Annotated in this window: 17 protein-coding genes; 8 read left to right on the top strand and 9 right to left on the bottom strand. The window is 74.7% G+C overall.

All coding sequences use genetic code 11. The features are described 5' to 3' along the window. Positions 1-388 precede the first annotated feature (388 nt). The 3 genes from D7223_RS25710 to D7223_RS25700 form a co-directional block, all read right to left on the bottom strand. On the bottom strand, positions 389-706 hold the full coding sequence (locus D7223_RS25710; RefSeq protein ID WP_120731014.1) for a DUF1232 domain-containing protein: 318 nt from the start codon (positions 704-706) through the stop codon (positions 389-391). Between the two features lie 62 nt (positions 707-768). Next, complete coding sequence (locus tag D7223_RS25705) at positions 769-1590, bottom strand: hypothetical protein (RefSeq protein ID WP_120731013.1); 822 nt, start codon at positions 1588-1590, stop codon at positions 769-771. Positions 1591-1731: 141 nt separating this feature from the next. Beyond that, positions 1732-2103, bottom strand: a complete 372-nt coding sequence (locus tag D7223_RS25700; protein ID WP_120731012.1) for a hypothetical protein — start codon at positions 2101-2103, stop codon at positions 1732-1734. 238 nt (positions 2104-2341) lie between these two features. On the opposite strand from D7223_RS25700, the gene D7223_RS25695 reads away from it, so the two are divergent. Continuing rightward, entirely contained in the window at positions 2342-2950 is a 609-nt protein-coding gene (locus tag D7223_RS25695) for a lipocalin family protein (RefSeq protein WP_120731011.1), read from the top strand. A gap of 71 nt (positions 2951-3021) precedes the next feature. Here D7223_RS25695 and D7223_RS25690 read toward each other — a convergent pair whose 3' ends face one another. The 3 genes from D7223_RS25690 to eccB all read right to left on the bottom strand — a co-directional run bounded on the left by D7223_RS25690 (position 3022) and on the right by eccB (position 6375). Next, a complete protein-coding gene (locus D7223_RS25690; protein ID WP_120731010.1) occupies positions 3022-4419 on the bottom strand; it encodes a WXG100 family type VII secretion target in 1398 nt (465 codons plus the stop codon). After that, positions 4412-4756 carry a hypothetical protein gene (locus D7223_RS25685; RefSeq protein WP_238162217.1) on the bottom strand — a complete coding sequence of 115 codons (345 nt, stop codon included), beginning with the start codon at positions 4754-4756 and terminating at the stop codon, positions 4412-4414. Before D7223_RS25685 ends, D7223_RS25690 begins: the two co-directional genes overlap by 8 nt. Positions 4757-4893: 137 nt before the next feature. Next, the gene (gene eccB, locus D7223_RS25680) at positions 4894-6375 is read right to left on the bottom strand and encodes a type VII secretion protein EccB (RefSeq protein WP_120731008.1); all 1482 of its coding nucleotides are present in this window, start codon (positions 6373-6375) and stop codon (positions 4894-4896) included. A 153-nt stretch (positions 6376-6528) separates the two neighbouring features. On the opposite strand from eccB, the gene D7223_RS25675 reads away from it, so the two are divergent. Beyond that, a complete protein-coding gene (locus D7223_RS25675) occupies positions 6529-7725 on the top strand; it encodes a type VII secretion protein EccE (RefSeq protein ID WP_120731007.1) in 1197 nt (398 codons plus the stop codon). Between the two features lie 6 nt (positions 7726-7731). Here D7223_RS25675 and eccD read toward each other — a convergent pair whose 3' ends face one another. After that, on the bottom strand, positions 7732-9129 hold the full coding sequence (eccD, locus tag D7223_RS25670; RefSeq protein ID WP_120731006.1) for a type VII secretion integral membrane protein EccD: 1398 nt from the start codon (positions 9127-9129) through the stop codon (positions 7732-7734). Positions 9130-9294: 165 nt separating this feature from the next. On the opposite strand from eccD, the gene eccCa reads away from it, so the two are divergent. The 6 genes from eccCa (at position 9295) to D7223_RS34025 (ending at position 17956) form a co-directional block, all read left to right on the top strand. Beyond that, the gene (eccCa, locus tag D7223_RS25665) at positions 9295-13257 is read left to right on the top strand and encodes a type VII secretion protein EccCa (protein WP_120731005.1); all 3963 of its coding nucleotides are present in this window, start codon (positions 9295-9297) and stop codon (positions 13255-13257) included. 261 nt (positions 13258-13518) lie between these two features. Next, positions 13519-13827: a WXG100 family type VII secretion target gene (locus tag D7223_RS25660; RefSeq protein ID WP_120731004.1), complete on the top strand. Its 309-nt coding sequence runs from the start codon at positions 13519-13521 to the stop codon at positions 13825-13827. A gap of 28 nt (positions 13828-13855) precedes the next feature. After that, positions 13856-14134, top strand: coding sequence for a WXG100 family type VII secretion target (locus tag D7223_RS25655; RefSeq protein WP_120731003.1), 279 nt, complete (start codon positions 13856-13858; stop codon positions 14132-14134). Between the two features lie 82 nt (positions 14135-14216). Further along, positions 14217-15830 (top strand): S8 family serine peptidase, encoded by a 1614-nt coding sequence (locus D7223_RS34030; protein ID WP_120731002.1) that lies wholly within the window; start codon positions 14217-14219, stop codon positions 15828-15830. A gap of 30 nt (positions 15831-15860) precedes the next feature. Then, positions 15861-16442: a hypothetical protein gene (locus D7223_RS25645; RefSeq protein ID WP_120731001.1), complete on the top strand. Its 582-nt coding sequence runs from the start codon at positions 15861-15863 to the stop codon at positions 16440-16442. After that, positions 16439-17956, top strand: a complete 1518-nt coding sequence (locus D7223_RS34025; RefSeq protein WP_120731000.1) for a WXG100 family type VII secretion target — start codon at positions 16439-16441, stop codon at positions 17954-17956. Before D7223_RS25645 ends, D7223_RS34025 begins: the two co-directional genes overlap by 4 nt. Positions 17957-18139: 183 nt before the next feature. On the opposite strand, the gene mycP is transcribed toward D7223_RS34025, so the two are convergent. Further along, the gene (mycP, locus tag D7223_RS25635) at positions 18140-19387 is read right to left on the bottom strand and encodes a type VII secretion-associated serine protease mycosin (RefSeq protein ID WP_238162216.1); all 1248 of its coding nucleotides are present in this window, start codon (positions 19385-19387) and stop codon (positions 18140-18142) included. Positions 19388-19449: 62 nt separating this feature from the next. Further along, positions 19450-19776 (bottom strand): helix-turn-helix transcriptional regulator, encoded by a 327-nt coding sequence (locus D7223_RS25630; protein WP_120730998.1) that lies wholly within the window; start codon positions 19774-19776, stop codon positions 19450-19452. Positions 19777-19900 lie beyond the last annotated feature (124 nt).

Raw genomic sequence — 19900 nt, 5'->3', positions numbered from 1 at the left:
CAAGGGCCTCAAGCAGGTCGACGGGTGGCAGGACATGCCGCTGACCGAGGCCGCGCAGACCGTGCAGGTGTCGGCCTACCCGGATCACTACGCCCAGTGGGAGCAGCAGGCCGCCGACCTCGTCGCCGAGCACTGGAACAACTGACAAGCTTTCCTCGTAAGGGGGAACGAAAAGGCCGCTGGCCGGCACCCGAAGATCCGGGTGCCGGCCAGCGGCGTCTGTGCGTGCAGATCTTGGACAGTTACCGTCCCGCCGGAACAGAAACTGTCCAAGATTCACATCGACGCCCCCACCGAGGCGGCGATCGTGCGGGTTTCGGTCGGCGCGGAAGGCGCAGATCGGGCAAGACGAAGGGAGCGCGGGAGGGCCGGGTGGGCGCGCGGGTGGTCAGCGGGGGTGGCGGTCGGGAGTCGCCGTTACCGGGGGCTGCTCCGGCTCACGGGCGGCGGCCCGGCGCTTGACCAGCCGGCCGAGGACGACGAGCGCCACGGCGAGTACGCCCATGTCGTCGAGGTAGATCGGATCGGGCAGCAGGTCCACCGGCAGCACCGTGTAGGTCAGGGCGCCGTAGAAGGCGACCTTGCCGCTGACGCCCAGCGTGCCGAGCAGGCGGCGGGTACGGATCACCCGAACCGCCAACAGCAACGCGCCGACGAGCGTCACGACCGCCACGACGCCGACGAGGATCCACGCCTCCTGGGACATGCCGTCACGCTAACCCAGAAGGAGTCCGGTCCGCCCTGTTGGCGGTCGCACCGGGCCGAGCGTCAGTACGCCGGAACGGCGGCGCGGCCCCGGGCCACCACGGTCCGCTCGCGGGTCGGAAGGGCGGGCATCTCCCGGGTCTGCTCAATCGCCGACGCGGGCCCGCCCAGCAGGGTCAGCACCGACGGGGCATCCTCCTCGACCCGTCGTTCGGTGGCCGCGTACGCCTCCTGGCGCAGGCTGCGGGCGGCGTCGGCGGCGCGCTCGGCGGCCCGCCAGGCCTCCTGCTCGCGCTCCCGCGCGGCCTGGTGTCGCGCGAACAGATGGTCGCGGACGGCCTGGCGGAGCATCAGTTCCTGCTCGACCGGGTGCCGGCGCGGGTCCCACCCGCGGTGGGCGAAGATGTCGCTCAGCTGCTCCACCGACAGCTCCCGCTGCCAGTACGCGGTCAGTGCCGCCCGGTGCAGGTACCGCTCCCGGTCGGCGTACTCGGCGGGAGTGCGGGCGGTGCGCGGAAGGGGCATCGCGGCGGCGGTGGCGAGTCGGCGGACGCCCGCCTCGGCAGCCTCGTACGCGGTCCAGGCCGCCTCGACCTCGTCCTGCGCGGTCAGCCACTCGGTGCGCAGCCGCTGGGCGGTGGCGCCGGCGCGCTCGGCGGCCACCCCGACCTCCCCGGCGTACCGGGTCAGCTCACGTTCCTCCTGTGACCGCTCCAGGTCGCTGGGCATCGCCGCCCGGCGGATCCGGGTGCTCGCGTCGAAGCGGAACCGGCCGGGACGGACCAGCAGTGCGGCGAAGGCCACGGCGACGACGGCGAGCAGGCTGAGCCAGATCACGGCGGCCCGGGGAACGTCGGGGAGAACGGCGGAGAGGACGGTCTGCATCTGCAACACCTCGCGGTCGAATGACGGGATATCGACTGTGGTGGAATCCGTCCGTGCCGCCCGGGTGAGGCCCGTGAGGGCGGACGGGGGCGGTGCGCGTACGCGATGGGGCGTGGAGCGTGCTCCCGCGGCGGCGGACGGTCAGGCGCGGGGCGGGCCGCGCCGGGTGAGGGCGTCCCGGCCCGGCTCGTCGGCCGGGGTGTGCGCGGAGGTGGCAACCGTGACCGGGGCGGCCGGCCGGAGGTCGTGGACCGGCGCGGCCGGCGGCGGCGTGGTCCGCGCCGGCTGGTCGGCGCGGGCCGGCTCGACCCGGGCGACGGTGGAGCCGAGCGCGGCGACGGGCCCGGTCGCGCCGAGGTGTACGGCCGCAGCCGGCGGCGGGGCCGCCACGGCGACGGTCGTGCCGCCCAGCCCGATGGCGAGTGCCACCGCGGTCACCGCCAGGCGGGTCAGGTCGCGCAGTGATCGCAGCGTGATCCCCCAGAGCGGGTGGACGGACGCTACGGACGACACCGCACCAACCTATCGCCGGATGCCGCTCGATGCACATCGGTACGCCGGTGACCGGTGCCACTGTGGGCGTTGTGGACAGTCGTTTCCCGCCTGGTTTACGACCGCGACGGCACTATCAGATGCATCGACGGAGATGAGATTACCGACAGTTTCCGGACGGCGTGGTCGGGCACTGTCCGGGCGGCCACCGGCCCTCCGTCGGCGGCGTCCGTGTCCACGCGTCAGAGAGGAAGACACCATGGAAGTACGCCGTCGGGTGGTGGGTGCCGTCGCCGGTCTCGCCACCGCCACCCTCCTGCTGGGCGCAGCGCCGGCCCACGCCGCCGCGACAGCCGTGGACACCGGATCGGTCACCCCGGTCGCCGCGGTGGACGTCCAGCGGTACGCGGGTGACTGGTACCAGGTGGCCGCCATCCCCGCGATCTTCGAGATCCAGTGCTTCAAGAACGTCAAGGCACGGTACGACGTGCAGCCCGACGGCACGATCGGGGTGCGGAACAGCTGCCGGACCATCATCGGCACCACCAGTGCGATCACCGGCCGGGCGCGCAGCGAGAACCCGCCGGCCAACTCGGCGCTGACCGTGTCGTTCCTCAAGCTCGCCGGGCAGTGGCGCTACTTCGGCGGACCCAACTACGTGGTGATCGGGTTGGACCCGGACTACCGCTGGGCGGTCGTCGGCGACCCGGACCGCAGCAGCGGCTTCGTGCTGTCCCGCGGACCGGTGCTGGACGGCGACCAGCTCGCCGCCGCGAAGGCCGCGCTGAGCGCCAACGGTTACGACCTCTGCGACTTCCGGATCACCCGACAGGATGGCGGCGCCTCCCGCGCCGGCAGTTTCTGCTGACCGGGCCGCGCCCCGGCAGGATCGACGACGGCCCCACCCGCAGCGGGTGGGGCCGTCGTGGTGTCGAGGTGTCAGCCGCCGAGTACCGGTGGCGCGGCCTGTTCGTCGCCCCGCCACACGATGTCGTCCTCGGTGAGCCAGGTCAGGTGGCTGCCGGTCTGCTCGTCGCCGGCGGGCACGCCCCGACCGGCGCCCAGGACGCCCGGTCGGCTGCCCGGCCCGCCGCCCGGGACGCCGCGGTTGCCGCCGGCCGCCGGGCCGCCGGACGCGCCGCCCGTCGCCGTGCGGTCCCCGGCGGTGAGCCGGTTGCCGGCCATGCCCTGACGTGCGGTGGCCGCGTCCCGCCCGGCCCCGTCGAGCCGGCGACCGTCGAGCCCTCGCCCGACCCCGGTGGCCGATCGGCTGTCCACCGGGGCGGCGCCGGTCGCCGGACGGGTCGCCGGACCGGGGGTGCCACCGGTCGATCCGGCGAGCGCACTGCCGCGCACCACACCGCCGGCCGGGGTGCCGACGGGCGGACCGAAGGACAGGCCCGCACCGGTGCCGGCCGGAACGGTGGTGGCCGTGCCCGGCTGGCCGAGGCCGAGCGCGCCGGCCGCCACGCCGCCGAGCAGCGCGCCGCCGACCAGTGGATCAGCGCCGGCGAGTGAGGTGCCCGTGTTGACCCCACCGACCGGCGCGGGGCCCGCCGCACCCGTGCCGGAACCGCCGGAACCGCCGGTGCCCGGTGCGGCCGGGCCGATGCCGGTGTTGGTGCCGGTCGAACCTCCCGGTCCGTCGGCGGGACGGTCCGGCGCGGCCACCGTGAGGCCACCCGTGCGGGGGGTGCCTCCGGAGCTGGCCGGGGCACCCGTCGGAGTGTCCGCGCCCGGACCGCTGAGCGGCGTCGACGCGGTCCGTCCGACGCCGCCCGGCGTCTCCGGGTCCGGCGGCGGCGGCGGGAGCAGATGGTCGTACGCGGAGAGGTCGTAGCCGGCCGCCAGATCGGCGACGACCTTGACCATCCGCTGGTGTGCCTTCTCCTGCTCGGCCTTGTCCTGCTGGTGACCGAGGAAGCCGCCGACCACGGCGCCCCCGAGACCGAAGATCGCGCCCTTGCCGGCACCGGACCACATCTGGTCGTTGTCGTCGGTGGCCTCGGGGCTCTCCGCCCGCGCGCGGGCCTGACGCAGGTCGTCGGCCATCATGGTCAGACCCCGGCCGACATAGGCCATGCCGCTGCCGAGCGACTCGGTGTAGGCGACGATGTGGGCCATCCGACCCTGGAACTCCCGCCCCGCTTCGCCGGTCCAGGTGTTGGCGAGCTTGGCCAGGTCGGCGTTCAGCTGCCGGCCGAGGTCCTCGACGACGCCCTTGAGGGCGGACCAGTCCGCGGCCACGCCGTCGATCTGGCCCGGCTCGCCGGCCATCACGCCGTCGTAGAGCGCCTGGTGGCTGACCGGCTGGTACTTGGGCACGTAATCAGACACGGTGGTCATCCTTGATCGGCGGCAGCACCGCGTCGACGCCGGCCAGGGCGGTGATGATGTCGCTGGAGTTGGCCGTGTTCCGTGCCTCGGTGGTGCGGTAGTTGGCGATGATCGCGGCGCTGGCGTCCCGCGCCGCCTGCACGGCCGTGCGCAGCCGTACGACGTGGTCGGTGTAGATCCGGTGGATCTCCGAGTAGCGGCGGGCGTTGTCGGTCGCGTCGGTGAACGTCCCGAGAGCCGGCGGCCGGCACTGCATCTCGGCGTTGAGCTTGCGCAGGGCCCGCTCGGCCTCGGCCAGCCGATCGGTCAGGCTCCGATGGAAGTCCTCGAGGGACATCAGGTCCACTGTCGTGCGCCCGGTCATGGCAGCATCCCCGTACGTCGTTCCGACAACCGTTGGCGAGGCACAGGTTAGTCGACCGCCGCCAGCCCGGCGACCCGCTGACGGCGATGCGGGCAGATGGGACGAGGTGGTCAGTCCGAGATGGACGGTGACGGCGACGCCGACCGCTTCGCCGCGGCGGTGGTGGGTGTGGGGCCCGGTGCCGGCCCGAGCGGTGCGAAGTGGGCCAGCGCGTCGTCGCGGCCCAGCGTCGGCCCGGTCGGCACCAGGGCCAGCAGCGACGGCGGCACGGCCAGCGGGGCGACCCCCTCGTAGCCGAGCGCGATCTGCGCGTCCGGCGCGAGCGGGTAGCGGACCCCCTGGGCGCTGATCAGGTAGACGGTGGTGCCCGGTGCGGCGACCCCGCTGCCACCGGCGCCGGGGGCGGCCTGGGCGAGCACCCCCTTGCCGCCGGGGAGCAGGACCGCCTCGACCGTGCGGACACCGTCCCGGGCGGACTGCCGGACCGGTACCGGGCCGGTGGCGTCGGCGGTCAACTCGGCCGGGGCCCGGTCGAACACCTCCAGCGTGGTGGTGGGCGGTCCGCCGTCGGCGCCGGCCCGGTAGGTCGCGCAGAGTGTGGTCGTACCCGGCGTCACCGACTCCAGGGCGGGCATCACCTGCGGCAGTCCCGGCTCCTCGACCCGCTCGTCGGTGAGGATCCGACCGGCCTGCTGCGGGGTGATGTCGGTGACCGCGCCGCCGTCGCGCAACAGCAGCAGCGCGCTGACCTCGCCGATGGCGACCAGACCGTCCCGGGTGAGCACGTAGTGCTGGCCGGCGGCCCGGAACACCTGGCCGATCCGGGTCGGGGCGTCCGCGACGCGTACGTCGCCGCGCTCGCCGTCGTCGTCGATCCGGGGCTCCCGCAGCGTCGGTCCGGCGGGCACCGCGTTGAGCAGTTGCTGGCCCACGCCGAGGGCCGTCACCCCGGCCAACCGCAGCGCGGCGAGCGTCGCGTCGTCGCCCACCACCCGCAGCCGGGCCCCGCCGGTGAGCAGGTGCCGCTCGCCGTCGACCTGCACCAGCACCGCCCGGTCGCGCAGCGGACGCCCGCCGGGCAGCGGCCGGTCGATCGCCACCCGGGTACGCGAGCGGCGCGGGTCGGCCGGATCCGGCACGTCGCAGACCGACCACGGCAGGCCGGCGAGCGACTTCCGGTCGGGCAGCGCGTCCGGCGCGCCGACGATGCCCACCGTCCGGCCGCGCGGCCGGTCCCGGATCGACGACTGGGACATCGTCCGGACCTCCGGGGCCGCCACGCCGAGGACCAACCGGGCCGAGGCGTAGTTCAGCGTCGGATGCAGTCGGCCCTGCACGAACACGTACGTCGCCCCGGTCTCCCGCTCGATGACCAGGGTGTTCTCCTCCAGCGGAGCGGTGTTGCCGGTCAGCTGCCCGTACGCGCCGACGACACCGAGCACCACCGCCGCGGCGATGACGCTGCCGAAGACCGCCATGCCGAGCCGGCGCATCGGCAGGTTGCTGGTCTCCGGGTCACCCGACAGCAGCGCCGAGACGATGCGGCGGGTCACGAAGCGGTACGCCTGGACCTGATCGCGGCGGGTCCGCATGACTTACCTCCGGCGGGGTGGGTGCGCGGCGAGCAGGTCGTACCGGCGCCGCGGGCTTCCCTACGATAAGGGGCCGTCGACGGACCGGAGGGACCAGCGCCCGCACCCGGCCGCCGCCCGACGCCTCCACCGCCTGCGAAGGGACAGCCACCGATGACCAAGGTCCAGGCTCCGCCCGGTCGTCTCCCCGCGCAGTCGCCCGGTCGGCCGGCCCGTGGCGAGCCCCGGCCGAAGGCCACCACAGCGTCCGGCCCGGCCGACCCGGCCGGCCGGCGGGGACGGCTCGGCCCGCTGGTGGTGGGACAGCTCGTCGTGTTGGAGCTGTGCGCCCTGGCCGTCTGGGCGGCCACCGCCGGTCCGGTGTGGGTGCTGGCCGCGGTCGCCACACCGGCCGTCCTGCTCACGGTCGCGGTGTTCGCCCGGCGCGGTGGCCGCTGGTTCTACGAGGACCTGCTGCTGCGGGGACGGCTGCGGCGCCGCCGGGACCGGGCGAAGCGGGCGGCCACCGCCGGTACGCTTCTCGACCCCCGGCTCGCGCCGCTGGCCCCGGAGCTGACCGTGACCGAGCTGACCGACCGGGGCACCCGGCTGGGCATCGGGCAGGACAACCAGGGCTGGTTCGCCGCGCTGGCCCTGCACGGGGCGTCCGGCGCGCCGTCCGGCCCGGTCGAGGCCGCGCTGGTGGACCGGGCCCTGCGGGTGCTGGGCGAATTCCACGGGCCGGTGACGCGGGTGCAGGTGGTGGCGCACACCCTGGTGTGGTTCCCGGCGCCCGGCGCGGCACCGGCCGCCCACCGGACGGTGTGGATCGCGCTGCGACTGTCGGTACGCGACGCGCGGATCGAGACGGTCACCCGGGGCGGCGGCCTGCCCGGCGTGCACCGGACCCTGTCGACCGGCGTCGGGCGGCTGGGCAAGGCACTGACCGCCGCCGGGGTGGCGCACCACCCGCTCAGCCGCGACGAACTGCGCGCGGCGGTGCTCTCCGCGACCGGTCTGGATCTCGTCGCGATGCCGCCGGCCGAGACGTGGACGGGCCTGCGGGGCGGCGGCTGGACACATCGCTGCCTGGCCCTGCGCGCCCGGTCCGACACGGCGTTCGGCGCACTGGTGGACGGGGTCACCGCCACCGCCGCGCCGTCGCACACGCTGGCCGCCGGGGTGCTGCCCGGCGGCCGGATCGTCGCGCCGCTGCTGCGCGTCGGCGCGACCGACAACCACGTCGAGGCGCTGGTCAAGGTGGTGGGGGAGGTGGCCCGCCGGTTCGGTGCGCCGGCCCGCCCGGTGGACGGCCAGCACGGTCCCGGCGTCTACGCCACCGCCCCGGTGGCGGCCACGGTGGACCGCTGAAGGGCGTCAGGGACGCAGGTTGACGATCCAGCCGTACAGGCCGACCACCCAGACGGCCAGCGGGACCAACGCGATGATCAGCAGGATCTCCACGATGTCCAGCAACCGGCCCCAGACCGGGGAGATCCGCTTGCCGGCCACGGTGAGCCCGTAGACCAGGCTCACCACGGCCAGCAGCAGCAGACCGCCGACGATCGCGCCGAGACGTACCGCCGCCGAACCGTCGGCGAACGTGGCCGCGGCGGCGAGGCCGAGCCCGGCGGTGCCGGTGAACAGCACCGGGGTGCGCTGGGCGCGGCCGAGGAACGGGCGGGCCCGCAGCAGCGACAGCAGCGCCAGGACGAGGCAGAGCAGCACCGCCGGGAGCCGGCCGTCGAGCGCGAACACCACCTGGGCGCCGAGCACCAGCAAGGACACCATCCACAGCAGACCGGTGAGGAACTCGTCGGCCCGCTCGCTGAGCTGGAGCACCCGGCGGCCGTCCACCGACTCGGTGTCCGTCTTCAGGTCGTCCGGGCCGGTCGGGATGGACGGCACCGGGAGCCGGGCCAGCCGGTAGGAGGCCATCGGCAGGGCCGGCACGAACCCGAACGCCACCACCGCCACCACCGCCGCGGCGGCCGGCGCGTCCAGGTCGAAAGCGAGGCAGAGCAGCGCGCCCAGGCCGGTGGCGGCGGCCACACCGACCGCGGCGAAGAAGACCGCCAGACGGTCGCCGACGGCCAGTCCGGCCACCGCCGCGCCGACCACCACCGCCGTGGCGGCCAGCAGCACGTGCGGCGCGGCCAGCGCGGTCAGCTCCCGGTCGCCGGCGAGCAGCAGCAGACCACCGACTCCGGCGTACGCCAGTCCGGCCAGCGCCAGCACCGACCCGGTGGCGCTGTCGGCGGCGGCCCGGGACAGCACCGCCGCGCCCACCAGCAGGGCGACCGCGAGGAGCAGCGCGGCCAGCGCGCCGGGTAGCTGGGGCGGTCCGGCGAACAGCGCGGCCAGCGCGCCGCCGCCGAGCGCCACGGCGGCGAGGAGCACCGCGAAGGATCGGGTGGTGCTCACCTGCCAGGCGTCCGGCCGCTGGTTGGTGGCGGTCGCCACCGCGTCGACCACGTCGTCGAAGACGATCTCCGGCGCCGACGCCGCCCGAGGTTGGAAGTAGAGCACCTCGCCGTCGCGGACGCCGAGCTGCGCGGCGGTACGGCCACCGTCCAACGGCGACCCGCCGAGCCGGGCCAGGCTCCACCCGCCGTGCCGGACCCCCTCGTCGGCCAGGTCCTCGCCGGCGTAACGCAGCAGTACCGGAAGCAGGTCGGCCAGCGGCACGTCGGACGGCAACGCCAGATCCATCCGGGTACGCGGAGCCACGATGGTGATCCGGCTCAGTCCACCGGTCGCCGTCTTCGTCGCCACAGTGGCCTCCTCAGCCTCTTTCCCACCGCCCCCGCCGGCGGGCGTCCGGTGGGACCCCGACGCCCACGGGAGATTACCTACGATGGCGGGCACGTACGATGCCCACCCGACGACGGCGGTCGTCGGGAAAGCGTCGGCACGGCCGTCCAACGGGGAGGAGAAGCCGTGAGCACGGTGGTGTTCCGCCGCCCTCCACGCCAGCCGGGGCCCGCGCTGCCCCGCGGTGAGCTGCTGCTGGAGTCGCCGCCCGAGCTGCCCGAGCCCACACCGCGCGGGATGGGGCAGCTGTTGATGATCCTGCCGATGGTCTGCGGGGTCGGCGCGATGGCGTTCCTCTACGCCGGTCGGCAGGGCGGCATGATGACCTACATCGCCGGTGGGCTCTTCGGCGTCTCGATGCTGGGCATGGCGGTCGGCTCGCTGGCCAACGGCAACAACGACAAGGCCGAGGTGAACGCGGACCGCCGGGACTACATGCGTTACCTCGCACAGATGCGCAAGCGCACCCGGCGGGCGGCGGAGCAGCAGCGCGCGGCGATGGCGTGGCGGCACCCGGAGCCGGACGCGCTCTGGTCGATCGCCGCGTCCCGGCGGCTGTGGGAGCGCCGGGTCACCGAGGACGACTTCGGGGAGGCCCGGATCGCCACCGGCCCGCAGCGCCTCGCCGTCGAGATCGTCCCGCCGGAGACCAAACCGGTCGAGGACCTGGAGCCGATGAGCGCGATCGCGCTGCGGCGGTTCGTCCGCGCCCACTCCAGCGTGCCGGAACTACCGACCGCCCTGTCGGTGCGGGCGTTCAGCCGGGTGGTGCTGCGCGGTGACCGGGAACCGGTGCTGGACCTCGTCCGGGCGACCCTCGGTCAGCTCGCCACCTTCCACGCCCCGGACGACCTGGCGGTCGTGGTGGTGGCCGCGCCGGACCGGCAGGGCGCCTGGGACTGGATCAAGTGGCTGCCGCACGCCCACCACCCCGGTCGCGCCGACGCGGCCGGTGCCCGCCGGCTGGTCTTCGCGAGTCTCGCCGAGGCCGAGGACGCGCTCGCCGGTGAACTGTCCGGCCGGCCCCGCTTCACCCCGGAGGCGAAGCCGTTGACCACCGCCGCGCACCTGGTCGTGGTGATCGACGGCGGCGAGGTGGCGGCCACCTGCCAACTGATGGGGCAGGGCCTGCTCGGCGCGACCGTCATCGACCTGTCCGGCACCGTGCCGCGCGACGCCGGCCGTTGGCTGCTCTGCCTGGACGTGGGCGACGGCACCGACCTGGAACTGGTCCGCGGCACCTCGACGTCCCGGCTGGGCACCCCGGACCGGCTCAGCGCCGGCGCCGCCGAGGGGCTGGCCCGGCAGCTCGCGCCCTTCCGCCTCTCCCAGCAGCAGGCCACCGCCGAGGAGCCGCTGGCCCGCAGCACGGAACTGCCCGACCTGCTCGGCGTCGGCGACGCCGCCACGGTCGACGTACGGCAGACCTGGCGACCCCGCAGTCACCGCGACCGGCTGCGCATCCCGCTCGGCGTGGGGCCCGACGGCAACGTGGTCGAACTGGACTTCAAGGAGTCCGCGCACGAGGGCATGGGTCCGCACGGCCTGGTGATCGGCGCGACCGGTTCCGGCAAGAGCGAGTTGCTGCGGACCATCGTCGGCGCGCTGGCGGTCACCCACTCCTCGGAGGAACTCAACTTCGTCCTGGTCGACTTCAAGGGCGGCGCCACCTTCGCCTCGCTGGAGGCGCTGCCGCACACCAGCGCGGTGATCACGAACCTGGCCGACGAGCTGCCGCTGGTCGACCGCATGCGCGACGCCCTCCGCGGGGAGATGAACCGGCGCCAGGAGGTGCTGCGGGCCGCCGGCAACTACGTCTCCCGCTTCGACTACGAGAAGGCCCGCTCGGCCGGCGAGCCGCTGGAGCCGATGCCCAGCCTGTTGATCATCTGCGACGAGTTCAGCGAACTGCTGGCCGCCAAGCCCGACTTCATCGACCTCTTCGTGATGATCGGCCGGCTCGGCCGCTCGCTCGGCGTGCACCTGCTGCTGGCCAGCCAGCGCCTGGAGGAGGGCAAGCTGCGCGGCCTGGACACCCACCTGTCGTACCGGATCGGCCTGCGGACCTTCTCGGCGGTGGAGAGCCGCATCGTGCTCGGCGTGCCCGACGCGTACGAACTGCCGAGCGCGCCCGGCCACGGTTACCTGAAGACCGACACCAGCACCATGCTGCGGTTCCGGGCCGCGTACGTGTCCGGGCCGTACCGGCCGCCGGGGCAGGTCGCCGCGACGTCCCGGGCGGCGGTGCAGCGCCGGATCGTGCCGTACGGCGTGCACGTGGTCCCGGTCCAGGACCCGCAGCTGCCGGTGGCCGCCGCACCGGAGCCGGAGCAGGCGGCCGAGGGCCGGACGGTGGCCATGCTGGACGTGCTGATCGACCGGATCCGGGGCCAGGGACGGCCGGCGCACCAGGTCTGGCTGCCGCCGCTGTCCGAGCCGCCGGCCCTGTCCGACCTGCTGCCGCCGCTGGCCGTGCACCCGACGTTCGGCCTGTGCACCGCCAACTGGGCCGGCCGGGGGCAGCTCGCCGTGCCGGTCGGGATGGTGGACCGCCCGTACGAGCAGCGCCGCGACGCGATGCTGGTGGAGCTGGGCGGGGCGGGCGGCAACGTGGTGATCGTGGGCGCGTCGCTGAGCGGCAAGAGCACCATGCTCCGCTCGCTGCTGGCCTCGCTGGCGCTCACCCACACCCCGCGTGAGGTGCAGTTCTTCTGTCTCGACTTCGGTGGCGGCGCGCTGCGCAGCCTGGACGGGCTGCCGCACACCGCCGGTGTGGCCGGCCGCCGGGACACCGAGGCGGTCCGGCGTACCGTCGCCGAGGTGGTCGCCGTGCTCGACGAGCGGGAGACCCGCTTCGCCCAGCACGGCATCGACTCGGTGGCCAGCTACCGGCGCCGCCGGGCGGCCGGCGAGTTCGCCGACGATCCGTTCGGCGACGTGTTCCTGGTGGTGGACGGGTGGAACACCCTGCGCCAGGAGTACGAGGAGCTGGAGCAGACCATCACCAACCTGGCCAACCGGGGCCTGGGTTTCGGCGTACACGTGGTGCTGACCGCCGTCCGGTGGGCGGAGGTCCGGATCAACATGCGGGACCTGCTCGGCACGAAGCTGGAGCTGCGGCTCGGCGACCCGAACGAGTCGGAGATCGACCGGCGGGCCGCGGCGAACGTCCCGACCGGCTCGCCCGGTCGTGGGCTGACCCGCGACAAGCTGCACTTCCTCACCGCGATCTCGCGGGTCGACGGCCGGCGGGACATCGAGGACCTGACCGAGGCGTCGGTCGCCCTGGCGCGGCACGTCGCGGGTGCCTGGCCGGGGCGGCCGGCCCCGAAGGTACGTCTGCTGCCCCGCAAGCTGCCGGTCGCCGAGCTGGCCCGGATCATCGACCGGTCCGCGCCGGGCGTGCCGATCGGCGTCAACGAGGCGGCGCTCGCCCCGGTCCACCTCGACCTGGCCAACGAGCCGCACCTGACGGTCTTCGGCGACGCCGAGTGCGGCAAGACCAACGTGCTGCGGCTGATCGCCCGGGGGATCATCGAGCGCTACACCCCGGCCCAGGCGCGGCTGGTCATCGCCGACTACCGGCGTGGCCTGCTCGGCGTGGTGGAGGGCGACCACCTGCTCGACTACGCGCCGTCGAACCAGGCCTTCGCGAAGGGGCTGGCCTCGATCCGCAGCGCGCTGTCCAACCGGTTGCCCGGCCCGGACGTCACCACCGCGCAGCTGCGCGACCGCAGCTGGTGGAAGGGCCCGGACCTCTACATCCTGGTCGACGACTACGACCTGGTCGCCTCCGGTGGGTCCAACCCGCTCAGCGCCCTGCTGGAGCTGCTGCCGCAGGCCCGCGACATCGGCCTGCACCTGATCGTCACCCGCCGGGTCGGTGGTGTCGCGCGGGCGCTCTACGAGCCGGTGCTGCAACGGCTGCGTGAGCTGGACTCGCCGGGCCTGCTGATGTCCGGCAGCCGGGAGGAGGGTGCCGTCTTCGGCACCCTGCGGCCGAGCCCGCAGCCGCCCGGTCGGGGCACCCTGGTGCGGCGGCGCGACGGCCAGCAGCTCATCCAGACGGCGTGGTCGGAGCCGGTGTGACCGCCCTCCGAACGGGAGGTCCGGGCGGCCGGACCGGGCATGTCGCCGACCCGCGGTGCTGTTCGTCCCCCCACCGGCCTGAGTGGACCGGCGGGACGGCGGTCCGGATCGGTTCACGGCGTCACTGCGTACCGGCGGGGCTGCGGCCAGTTGCGGCTTTCGGCTACCGTCATGCTGACTGTCCGACGGTGGGGTTGTGTGCCCACCGCGGGGGAGGAGCGCGGCGGATCCGCCGCCACAACGGGACGGAAGGGTGTGAGCATGGCGTTCGAGGTCGAAGCAGCGACTCTGCATACCGCCGCGAGTGACGTGCGGTCCACGCGCGGCGAGGTCGACGGTGAGCTGAAGAAGCTGTGGAATGTGGTCGACGACCTGGCCATCGCCTGGAAGGGGCAGGCGTCCACCGGTTTCCAGTCGCTCATGGTGCGCTGGAACGAGGACACGGCCAAGCTGCTGACGGCGATGGACAACATCGCCGACCTGCTCGACAAGTCGGGGACCACGCACCAGGTCAACGACGAGGAGCAGCAGCAGATGCTGGACAAGTTCCACTCTGCACTCAACCCGTGATCCGCCGACACACGCAGGGGAGGAACTCATGAGCATCAAGGTCGACTACGCGGTTCTCGAGAGCAGCAACCAGCAGATGCTGGCCATCTCGCGGACCATCGACGAGAAGCTGGACACGCTGCGGTCCATGCTCGCGAAGCTGCAGTGGGACGGTCAGGACCGTGCCGCGTACGAGCAGCACCAGGCCCAGTGGGACGCGGCCGTGCGGGACATCAACAAGATCCTGAACGACATCGGTGGCGCGGTGGGCATCGCCCGCGAGAACTACGTCAGCACCGAGATGAGCAACGCCCAGGTGTGGGGCTGACACGATCGCTCCGGCGGCTCCGGTCCGGCTCGGCCGGGCCGGAGCCGCACCGCGTAGCGAGTGTCGAGGTCCGGGGAGTGCGATGACCGAACGCAGGCGCAGCCGACCGATCTGGAGGCGGGCCGTCGCGGCCCTCGCCGCCGGGACCATGTTGGGCTCGGGGGTGTTCGTCGCGCCCACCCCGGCCGCCGCCGACACGGTACGCGAACTCCAGTGGCATCTCGACGCGCTGAAGATCTCCCAGGCTCACAAGATCACCCGCGGTCGCGGGGTCACCGTGGCGGTGGTCGACAGCGGGGTGCACGCCGCGCACCAGGACCTGCGCGGACAGGTGCTCGCCGGCCACGGCGTCGGACCGAACGCGGCCCGGGACGGGCGCACCGACCCGGACCGGGAGAAGGGCCACGGCACCGCCATGGCGGGCATCATCGCCGGCCGTGGCGGCGGAGAGATGCGCAGTCTCGGCATCGCCCCGGAGGCGAAGATCCTCCCGGTGAGTCTGGGCGCAGAGGACTCCCGTGGCGACATGGCCGCGGGCATCCGGTGGGCGACGGACAACGGTGCCACGGTTATCAACCTCTCGATCGGCGTCAAATACACCAACCTGCCGGACGACCCGGACACCGTCGAGGCGGTCCGCTATGCCCAGAGCAAGGACGTGGTCCTGGTGGGCTCGGCGGGCAACGTCCTGCAGAGCGGGCGGGACGTCGTCTCACCCGCCCGACTGCCCGGTGTCGTCGCCGTGTCGGCCACCGACCGGTCGGGTCGGATGTGGACGGGGTCGGCGACCGGGCCGGCGGTGGCGATCGCGGCCCCCGGCGCGGGTGTGATCGCCGCGGCGCCGCCGGCCCTCTCGCCCAACGGCTACGCCGTCGCGGACGGCACCAGTGGCGCGGCGGCGGTCATCTCCGGAGTGGTGGCGCTGATCCGGGCCCGCTATCCCGACGACAACGCGGCGAACGTCGTCAACCGGCTGATCCGCACCGTCCGCGACCAGGGCCCCGCCGGCCGCGACCCGCAGTTCGGCTTCGGCTCGGTGGACGTGCTGAGCGCGCTGACCGCCCGGGTGGCGCCGGTCGAGGCGAACCCGTTGGTCGCTGCGGCGAGCCCGGCCCCGGCACCGTCCGGGGCGGGAAAGACCGCGGACGCCGGCGACGACGGACCCGCCGTCGCCATCAAGGTCAAGAACCCGGTCGGCCTGGCCGCGGTCGGGCTGATCTGTCTGTTGGCCGTGGTCGCCGCGGTGGTGCTGCTGGTGGTGGCCCGGCGCCGGTCGCGCCGCCGGACCCGCACCGGTCCGGTGCCGCCGCCCGGTCCCCATCCGCCGGGCCTTCAACCCGCGAACGTCTTCCCGCCGCCCGGCCCGCCGCCGCCGGGGTGGCCGGCCGGCCCGACCCGTCCGCCGGCCGCCGGCTGGCCGGCGGGCCCGACCCCGCCGCCACCGGGCTGGCCCGGCGCACCGGGTGCACCGCCGCCGGGACGTCCCGGCCCGCCGCCGCAGGGCTGGCCGCCGGCACCGCCCGTTGGTTCCGGGCAGGCGGCACCGCAAGGCTGGTCCGGTCCACCGCCGCAGGGCTGGCCGCCACCGGCCGGCGGTTCCGGGCAGCCGCCGCCGCAGGGCCGGCCCGGTCCGCAGTCGCCGCAACAACCGCACGCCGGACCGTCCGGACGACCCGACACATACCGCAGTGAGTGACATCGGCCCGGTGCCACGGGGAGGACAGGAATGAGCGAGGACACGACCGGTCCCGACCAGATCGAGAAGTCGGTGCCGATCCCGGTGGTGCTGCCACCGACGGTCGGCCCGGCCGGGGTCTTTCCGACCGTGCTGGACAGCCCGTTCCGGTACGGCGTCCGGCACGACGACGTGGGCCTGAGCCAGGCCCGCACGCCGAGCGAACTGGTCGCCGGGCCGAACGCGCGGGGCGTCGAGACCGAATGGGACGCCAGCAGCCTCGACTCGGCCATCGACTGGCTGGAGACGCACGCCCAGTACCTGCGACGGCTCTCGTACGACATGGCGGTGATCAAGGAGCGGCTGGGCGGGGACGACCCGACGGCCAGCGTCCTGGGCGGCTTCCCGTACGCGCAGAAGCTCACCCAGACCCACTCGGTGCTGCACAGCAGCACCGAGCAGAAGTTGAAGAGCCTCTCGGACAGCCTCTACGCCGCGGCCCGGGCGCTGGGCACGGTCAAGAGCAACTACCAGACCGCCGAGCAGGCCAACGCCATGTCGGCGACGGAGATGCAGCAGGCGTTCACCAACGCCGCCCGGGGCGGCGGGGCGACGGACGGAGGCCAACGATGAGCGGCAAGAGCTGGGAGCAGATGGCCCGCGAGGTGCTCGTGCAGGGCCGTCCCGCGGGCATCGGCGACGCGGCCCTCGGCTGGCAGGAGCTGATCCGGAACCTGGGCCAGGTGCAGGAGAGCCTGGCGCAGAACGCGAAGGACCTCGGCGCCGCCTGGAAGGGCCCGGCCTACGACGCCTTCCGGAGCCGGATCGAGGGTCTCGCCAAGGAGGTCGAAGCCGTCGTGACGGCCGTCGACCGGCCGGGCGACGGCCGGGAGGGCATCGTGACCGTGCTAGAAACCGCCGCCCGGCACCTGGAGGAGGCGCAGGTGGCGATGCCGGTGCCGGCCTCCGCCGTCGGTGACGTGCTCGCCGCCCGCAACGGTGAGATCACCCTCGAAACCGGTCTCTTCGAGGCGAGCCTGAAGGCCGACTGGATGGGCAGTTGGCCGGTGGAGCAAATCGGCAAGTTCGGCGACTGGCTCTCCGAGTTCGTGTTCGACAACACCGAAGCCGCCCGCGAGGCCTACGACAAGGTCGACGCGCAGTTCATGGAGGGCGACATGCGGGCGCCCGCGGGTCCGGGACCACATTCTGGCCTAGAGAACACGCCGACGATCCCGGATCTGAACGGTGGGCCCGGTGCCAGTGGGTTGGGCGGCGCGCCCTCGCTGGGTGGTGGTGCACCCTCCACTGGTGGCATCGGTGGCGGTGTGCCCTCGGTGACCGCCGGCGGGCTGCCCGGTACCGGCTCGGGCGCCGGCGCGGGCCTCGGTTCCGGCGTCCACCCGGACCTCAGTTCCGGCGGTTACGGCACGGGAGGCGGCAGCGGCTACGTGCCGAGCACCGGCTCCCTCGGCGGGGGCAACGGTTACGGCGGCACCGGCGCCAGCCTGGCCGAGGACTACGGCAGCGGCCTGGCCGGTGCCGCCGCCCCGACGACCGGGCTCGGCGGCGGGTTCGGTGGCGGTGGACTGTCCGGCGGCGGTGTCCCCGGTGCCGGTGGTGGGCTCGGCGGTGGCCTGGGCGGTGCCGGTGGCGCCGGCCTCGCCGGCGCCGGGGGCGGGATGATTCCCGGCGGCGGCGCGCTCGGTCGCCCGGTCTCGCCGACGCTGCCGCCGATGATGGGCGGTGGCATGGCCGGCGCCGGCCGGGGCGGTGGCGGCCGGGGCGGTGGCGCGCTCGGTGGCGCCGGCAAGCTCGGCGCGGGTGGCGGCGGCCTGGTGCCCGGGGTGGGCGGCGTGGCCGGCGCCGGCGCTGGCGCCGGTCGTGGCTCCGGCCGGTCGGGTGCCCTCGGCGCCGGTGCGGCAGGTGCGCGCGGCGGCGGTGCGGGTGTCGGTGGTGCGGGTGGCTCCGGCGCGGGCGCACGGGGTGCCGGCGGGGCCGCCCGAGGTGCCGCCGGTGTCGCCGGGATGGGCCCGATGGGCGGGGCCGGCTACCGCGAGGACCAGACCCCACGCAACACCTGGCTGGAGGAGGACGAGGACGTCTGGGGTGCCGACGGCGACGCCGCACCCGGCGTGCTGCGCTGACCGAGCGGGGGCGCTGCTCGAAGCCTGACCGGCGCCCCCCGGCGCAGCCCCTGCGTCACTTGGTGAGCGCACGCCTCGGTGCACCGGCGACCGCGGGGCCGGCGGTCGGTGCCCGGATGCTCCGATGGCTCGGCGTCGGGTGGCTCGGCGTCCGTCGGGTCGGGGTGGATGGGTTCCGGCTGGTCAGGTGGCCGGCGTCGAGGTGACGCCGGTCGGCCGACGGCCGGGTCGCCAGCCCCGACGGCGCCCCCGGGCCAGGATCGGCTTGACCACGAGGAGTACGCCGGCCAGCAGCGCGCCCACCGCGGCGGCCCAGAGCGCCACGGCGCGCTCATCGGCGAGCGGGTCGGTCGGCGCGGGCGGGGCGGGGAGCGCGCCCGCCGGCGGGTCGGCGCGCGTGCCGAGCAGGTCGGCCACCGCCCGGTACGGGTTCACCACTCCGTGCCCGACCTGCGGGTCCAGACCCGACGGTGGGGCGTCGGCGGTGCGGATGAGCCGGTCGGTGATCTGTTCCGGGGTGAGGTCGGGGTGCGCGGCGCGGACCAGGGCGACCACCCCGGAGACGTACGCGGCGGCGAAGCTGGTCCCGCCCTGGGGCTCGGCGAGGTAGCCGTCGCCCCCGGGGGCGGGACCGATCAGGTTCAGTCCGGGGGCGGCCAGGTCGACGTACTCGCCACTGACCGAGGTCTCCACGTGGGCGCCCTGCTCGTCGACGCCCGCGACCGCGATCACTCCGGGGTACGCGGCCGGGTACGCCGGCAGGTCCTGCTGGTCCTGCTGCCGGTTGCCGGCCGCGGCGACCAGGACGACACCCGCGTCGAGCGCGTCGCGGACGGCCTCGGCCAGTTCCGGTCGGTCCAGGGTGACCAGGGACAGGTTGATCACGTCGGCTTCCTCCGACACCGCCCAGCGGATGGCCTCGGCCACCTGGCCCGGGAGCGCGTCGTCGAGGTCGGTCCCGTACTCCGCGAGCACCCGGCCGGGCAGGATCCGGGCGTCGGGCGCGATGCCGCTGAACGGTGCGCCGGTGTCGTCGCGGCCGGCGATCAGGCCGGCGACCACCGTGCCGTGCCCCACCAGGTCGCAGCGGCCCTGCTGCTCGGGCAGGTCACTGAAGTCCCGTCCCTCCAGGACCCGGCCGCGCAGGCTCGGGTGGATGGCGGAGACGCCCGAGTCGATCACGGCGACGGTGACGCCGGCACCCCGGGACAGGCGCCAGGCCGACGCCGGTTCCAGGCGGCGCAGCGACCACGGCGTACCGGTGGGGGCGGCCTCGCCCGGCGGACCGCACCGGGGCGCCGCGGCGGCCGGGACCGGTGCGACGACCGTGCCGCCGAGGACAACCGTCACCGCCGCACAGAGGACCGTCCCGAGCCGCCGTCCGGCACGGCGAACGGGTCCGGTCGCGCCCGGTCCGAAGCTCTCGCGCACGCGGTGAGACTACCGCCGTACCGGCGGCGGCCGGGTGCCGCCCCGCGCGCGGAGCCGGCGGTTCAGGGGCGGCCGGCGCTCTCGGCCGGCTCGTTGGTGAACAGGGCGAGCAGGTCACCAACTTGCCGGTCGGCCTCCGCCGGGTGGCGGAAGTGGCCCGCCGGGTTCAGCGTGTACTCGTTCCGCCGGCCCACCCGGGTGCGGTAGAGGTAGCCGCCCGCCTCCAGGTCGGCGACGATCGCCTGGGCGGCGCGCTCGGTGACACCGACCTGGTCGGCGACGTCCCGCAGCCGGGCCGTCGGGTTACGGGCGATGGCGAGCAGCACGTGCGCGTGGTTGGTGAGGAAGGTCCAGTTCCGGGTGCTCCCGTTCTCCCCTGTCGTCGCCATCTGCCCATCGTATGACCCGGCGCTCGGGTTTCGCCCGGCCCATCGCGCCCCGACGGCCGCCGACCGAACCCCGAGCTACGGCCGACGGAGCGCCGGCGGGCCGACGTATGAAGTGCAGATCACG

Source organism: Micromonospora endolithica (genome assembly GCF_003626595.1).
In the GTDB taxonomy this organism is placed as follows: Bacteria; Actinomycetota; Actinomycetes; order Mycobacteriales; family Micromonosporaceae; genus Micromonospora; species Micromonospora endolithica.
Note: the sequence above shows the minus strand (reverse complement) of the source record. Positions and strands in the feature narration are given on the sequence as shown.

Excerpts from the sequence above, each read along its gene's own strand:
- D7223_RS34030 (WP_120731002.1), top strand. The coding sequence starts at position 14,217 with ATGACCGAACGCAGGCGCAGCCGACCGATCTGGAGGCGGGCCGTCGCG.
- D7223_RS25660 (WP_120731004.1), top strand. The coding sequence starts at position 13,519 with ATGGCGTTCGAGGTCGAAGCAGCGACTCTGCATACCGCCGCGAGTGAC.
- D7223_RS25675 (WP_120731007.1), top strand. The coding sequence starts at position 6,529 with ATGACCAAGGTCCAGGCTCCGCCCGGTCGTCTCCCCGCGCAGTCGCCC.
- eccB (WP_120731008.1), bottom strand. The coding sequence starts at position 6,375 with ATGCGGACCCGCCGCGATCAGGTCCAGGCGTACCGCTTCGTGACCCGC.
- D7223_RS25705 (WP_120731013.1), bottom strand. The coding sequence starts at position 1,590 with ATGCAGACCGTCCTCTCCGCCGTTCTCCCCGACGTTCCCCGGGCCGCC.
- D7223_RS25710 (WP_120731014.1), bottom strand. The coding sequence starts at position 706 with ATGTCCCAGGAGGCGTGGATCCTCGTCGGCGTCGTGGCGGTCGTGACG.
- D7223_RS25655 (WP_120731003.1), top strand. The coding sequence starts at position 13,856 with ATGAGCATCAAGGTCGACTACGCGGTTCTCGAGAGCAGCAACCAGCAG.
- D7223_RS34025 (WP_120731000.1), top strand. The coding sequence starts at position 16,439 with ATGAGCGGCAAGAGCTGGGAGCAGATGGCCCGCGAGGTGCTCGTGCAG.
- D7223_RS25695 (WP_120731011.1), top strand. The coding sequence starts at position 2,342 with ATGGAAGTACGCCGTCGGGTGGTGGGTGCCGTCGCCGGTCTCGCCACC.
- D7223_RS25645 (WP_120731001.1), top strand. The coding sequence starts at position 15,861 with ATGAGCGAGGACACGACCGGTCCCGACCAGATCGAGAAGTCGGTGCCG.
- D7223_RS25685 (WP_238162217.1), bottom strand. The coding sequence starts at position 4,756 with ATGTCCCTCGAGGACTTCCATCGGAGCCTGACCGATCGGCTGGCCGAG.
- D7223_RS25630 (WP_120730998.1), bottom strand. The coding sequence starts at position 19,776 with ATGGCGACGACAGGGGAGAACGGGAGCACCCGGAACTGGACCTTCCTC.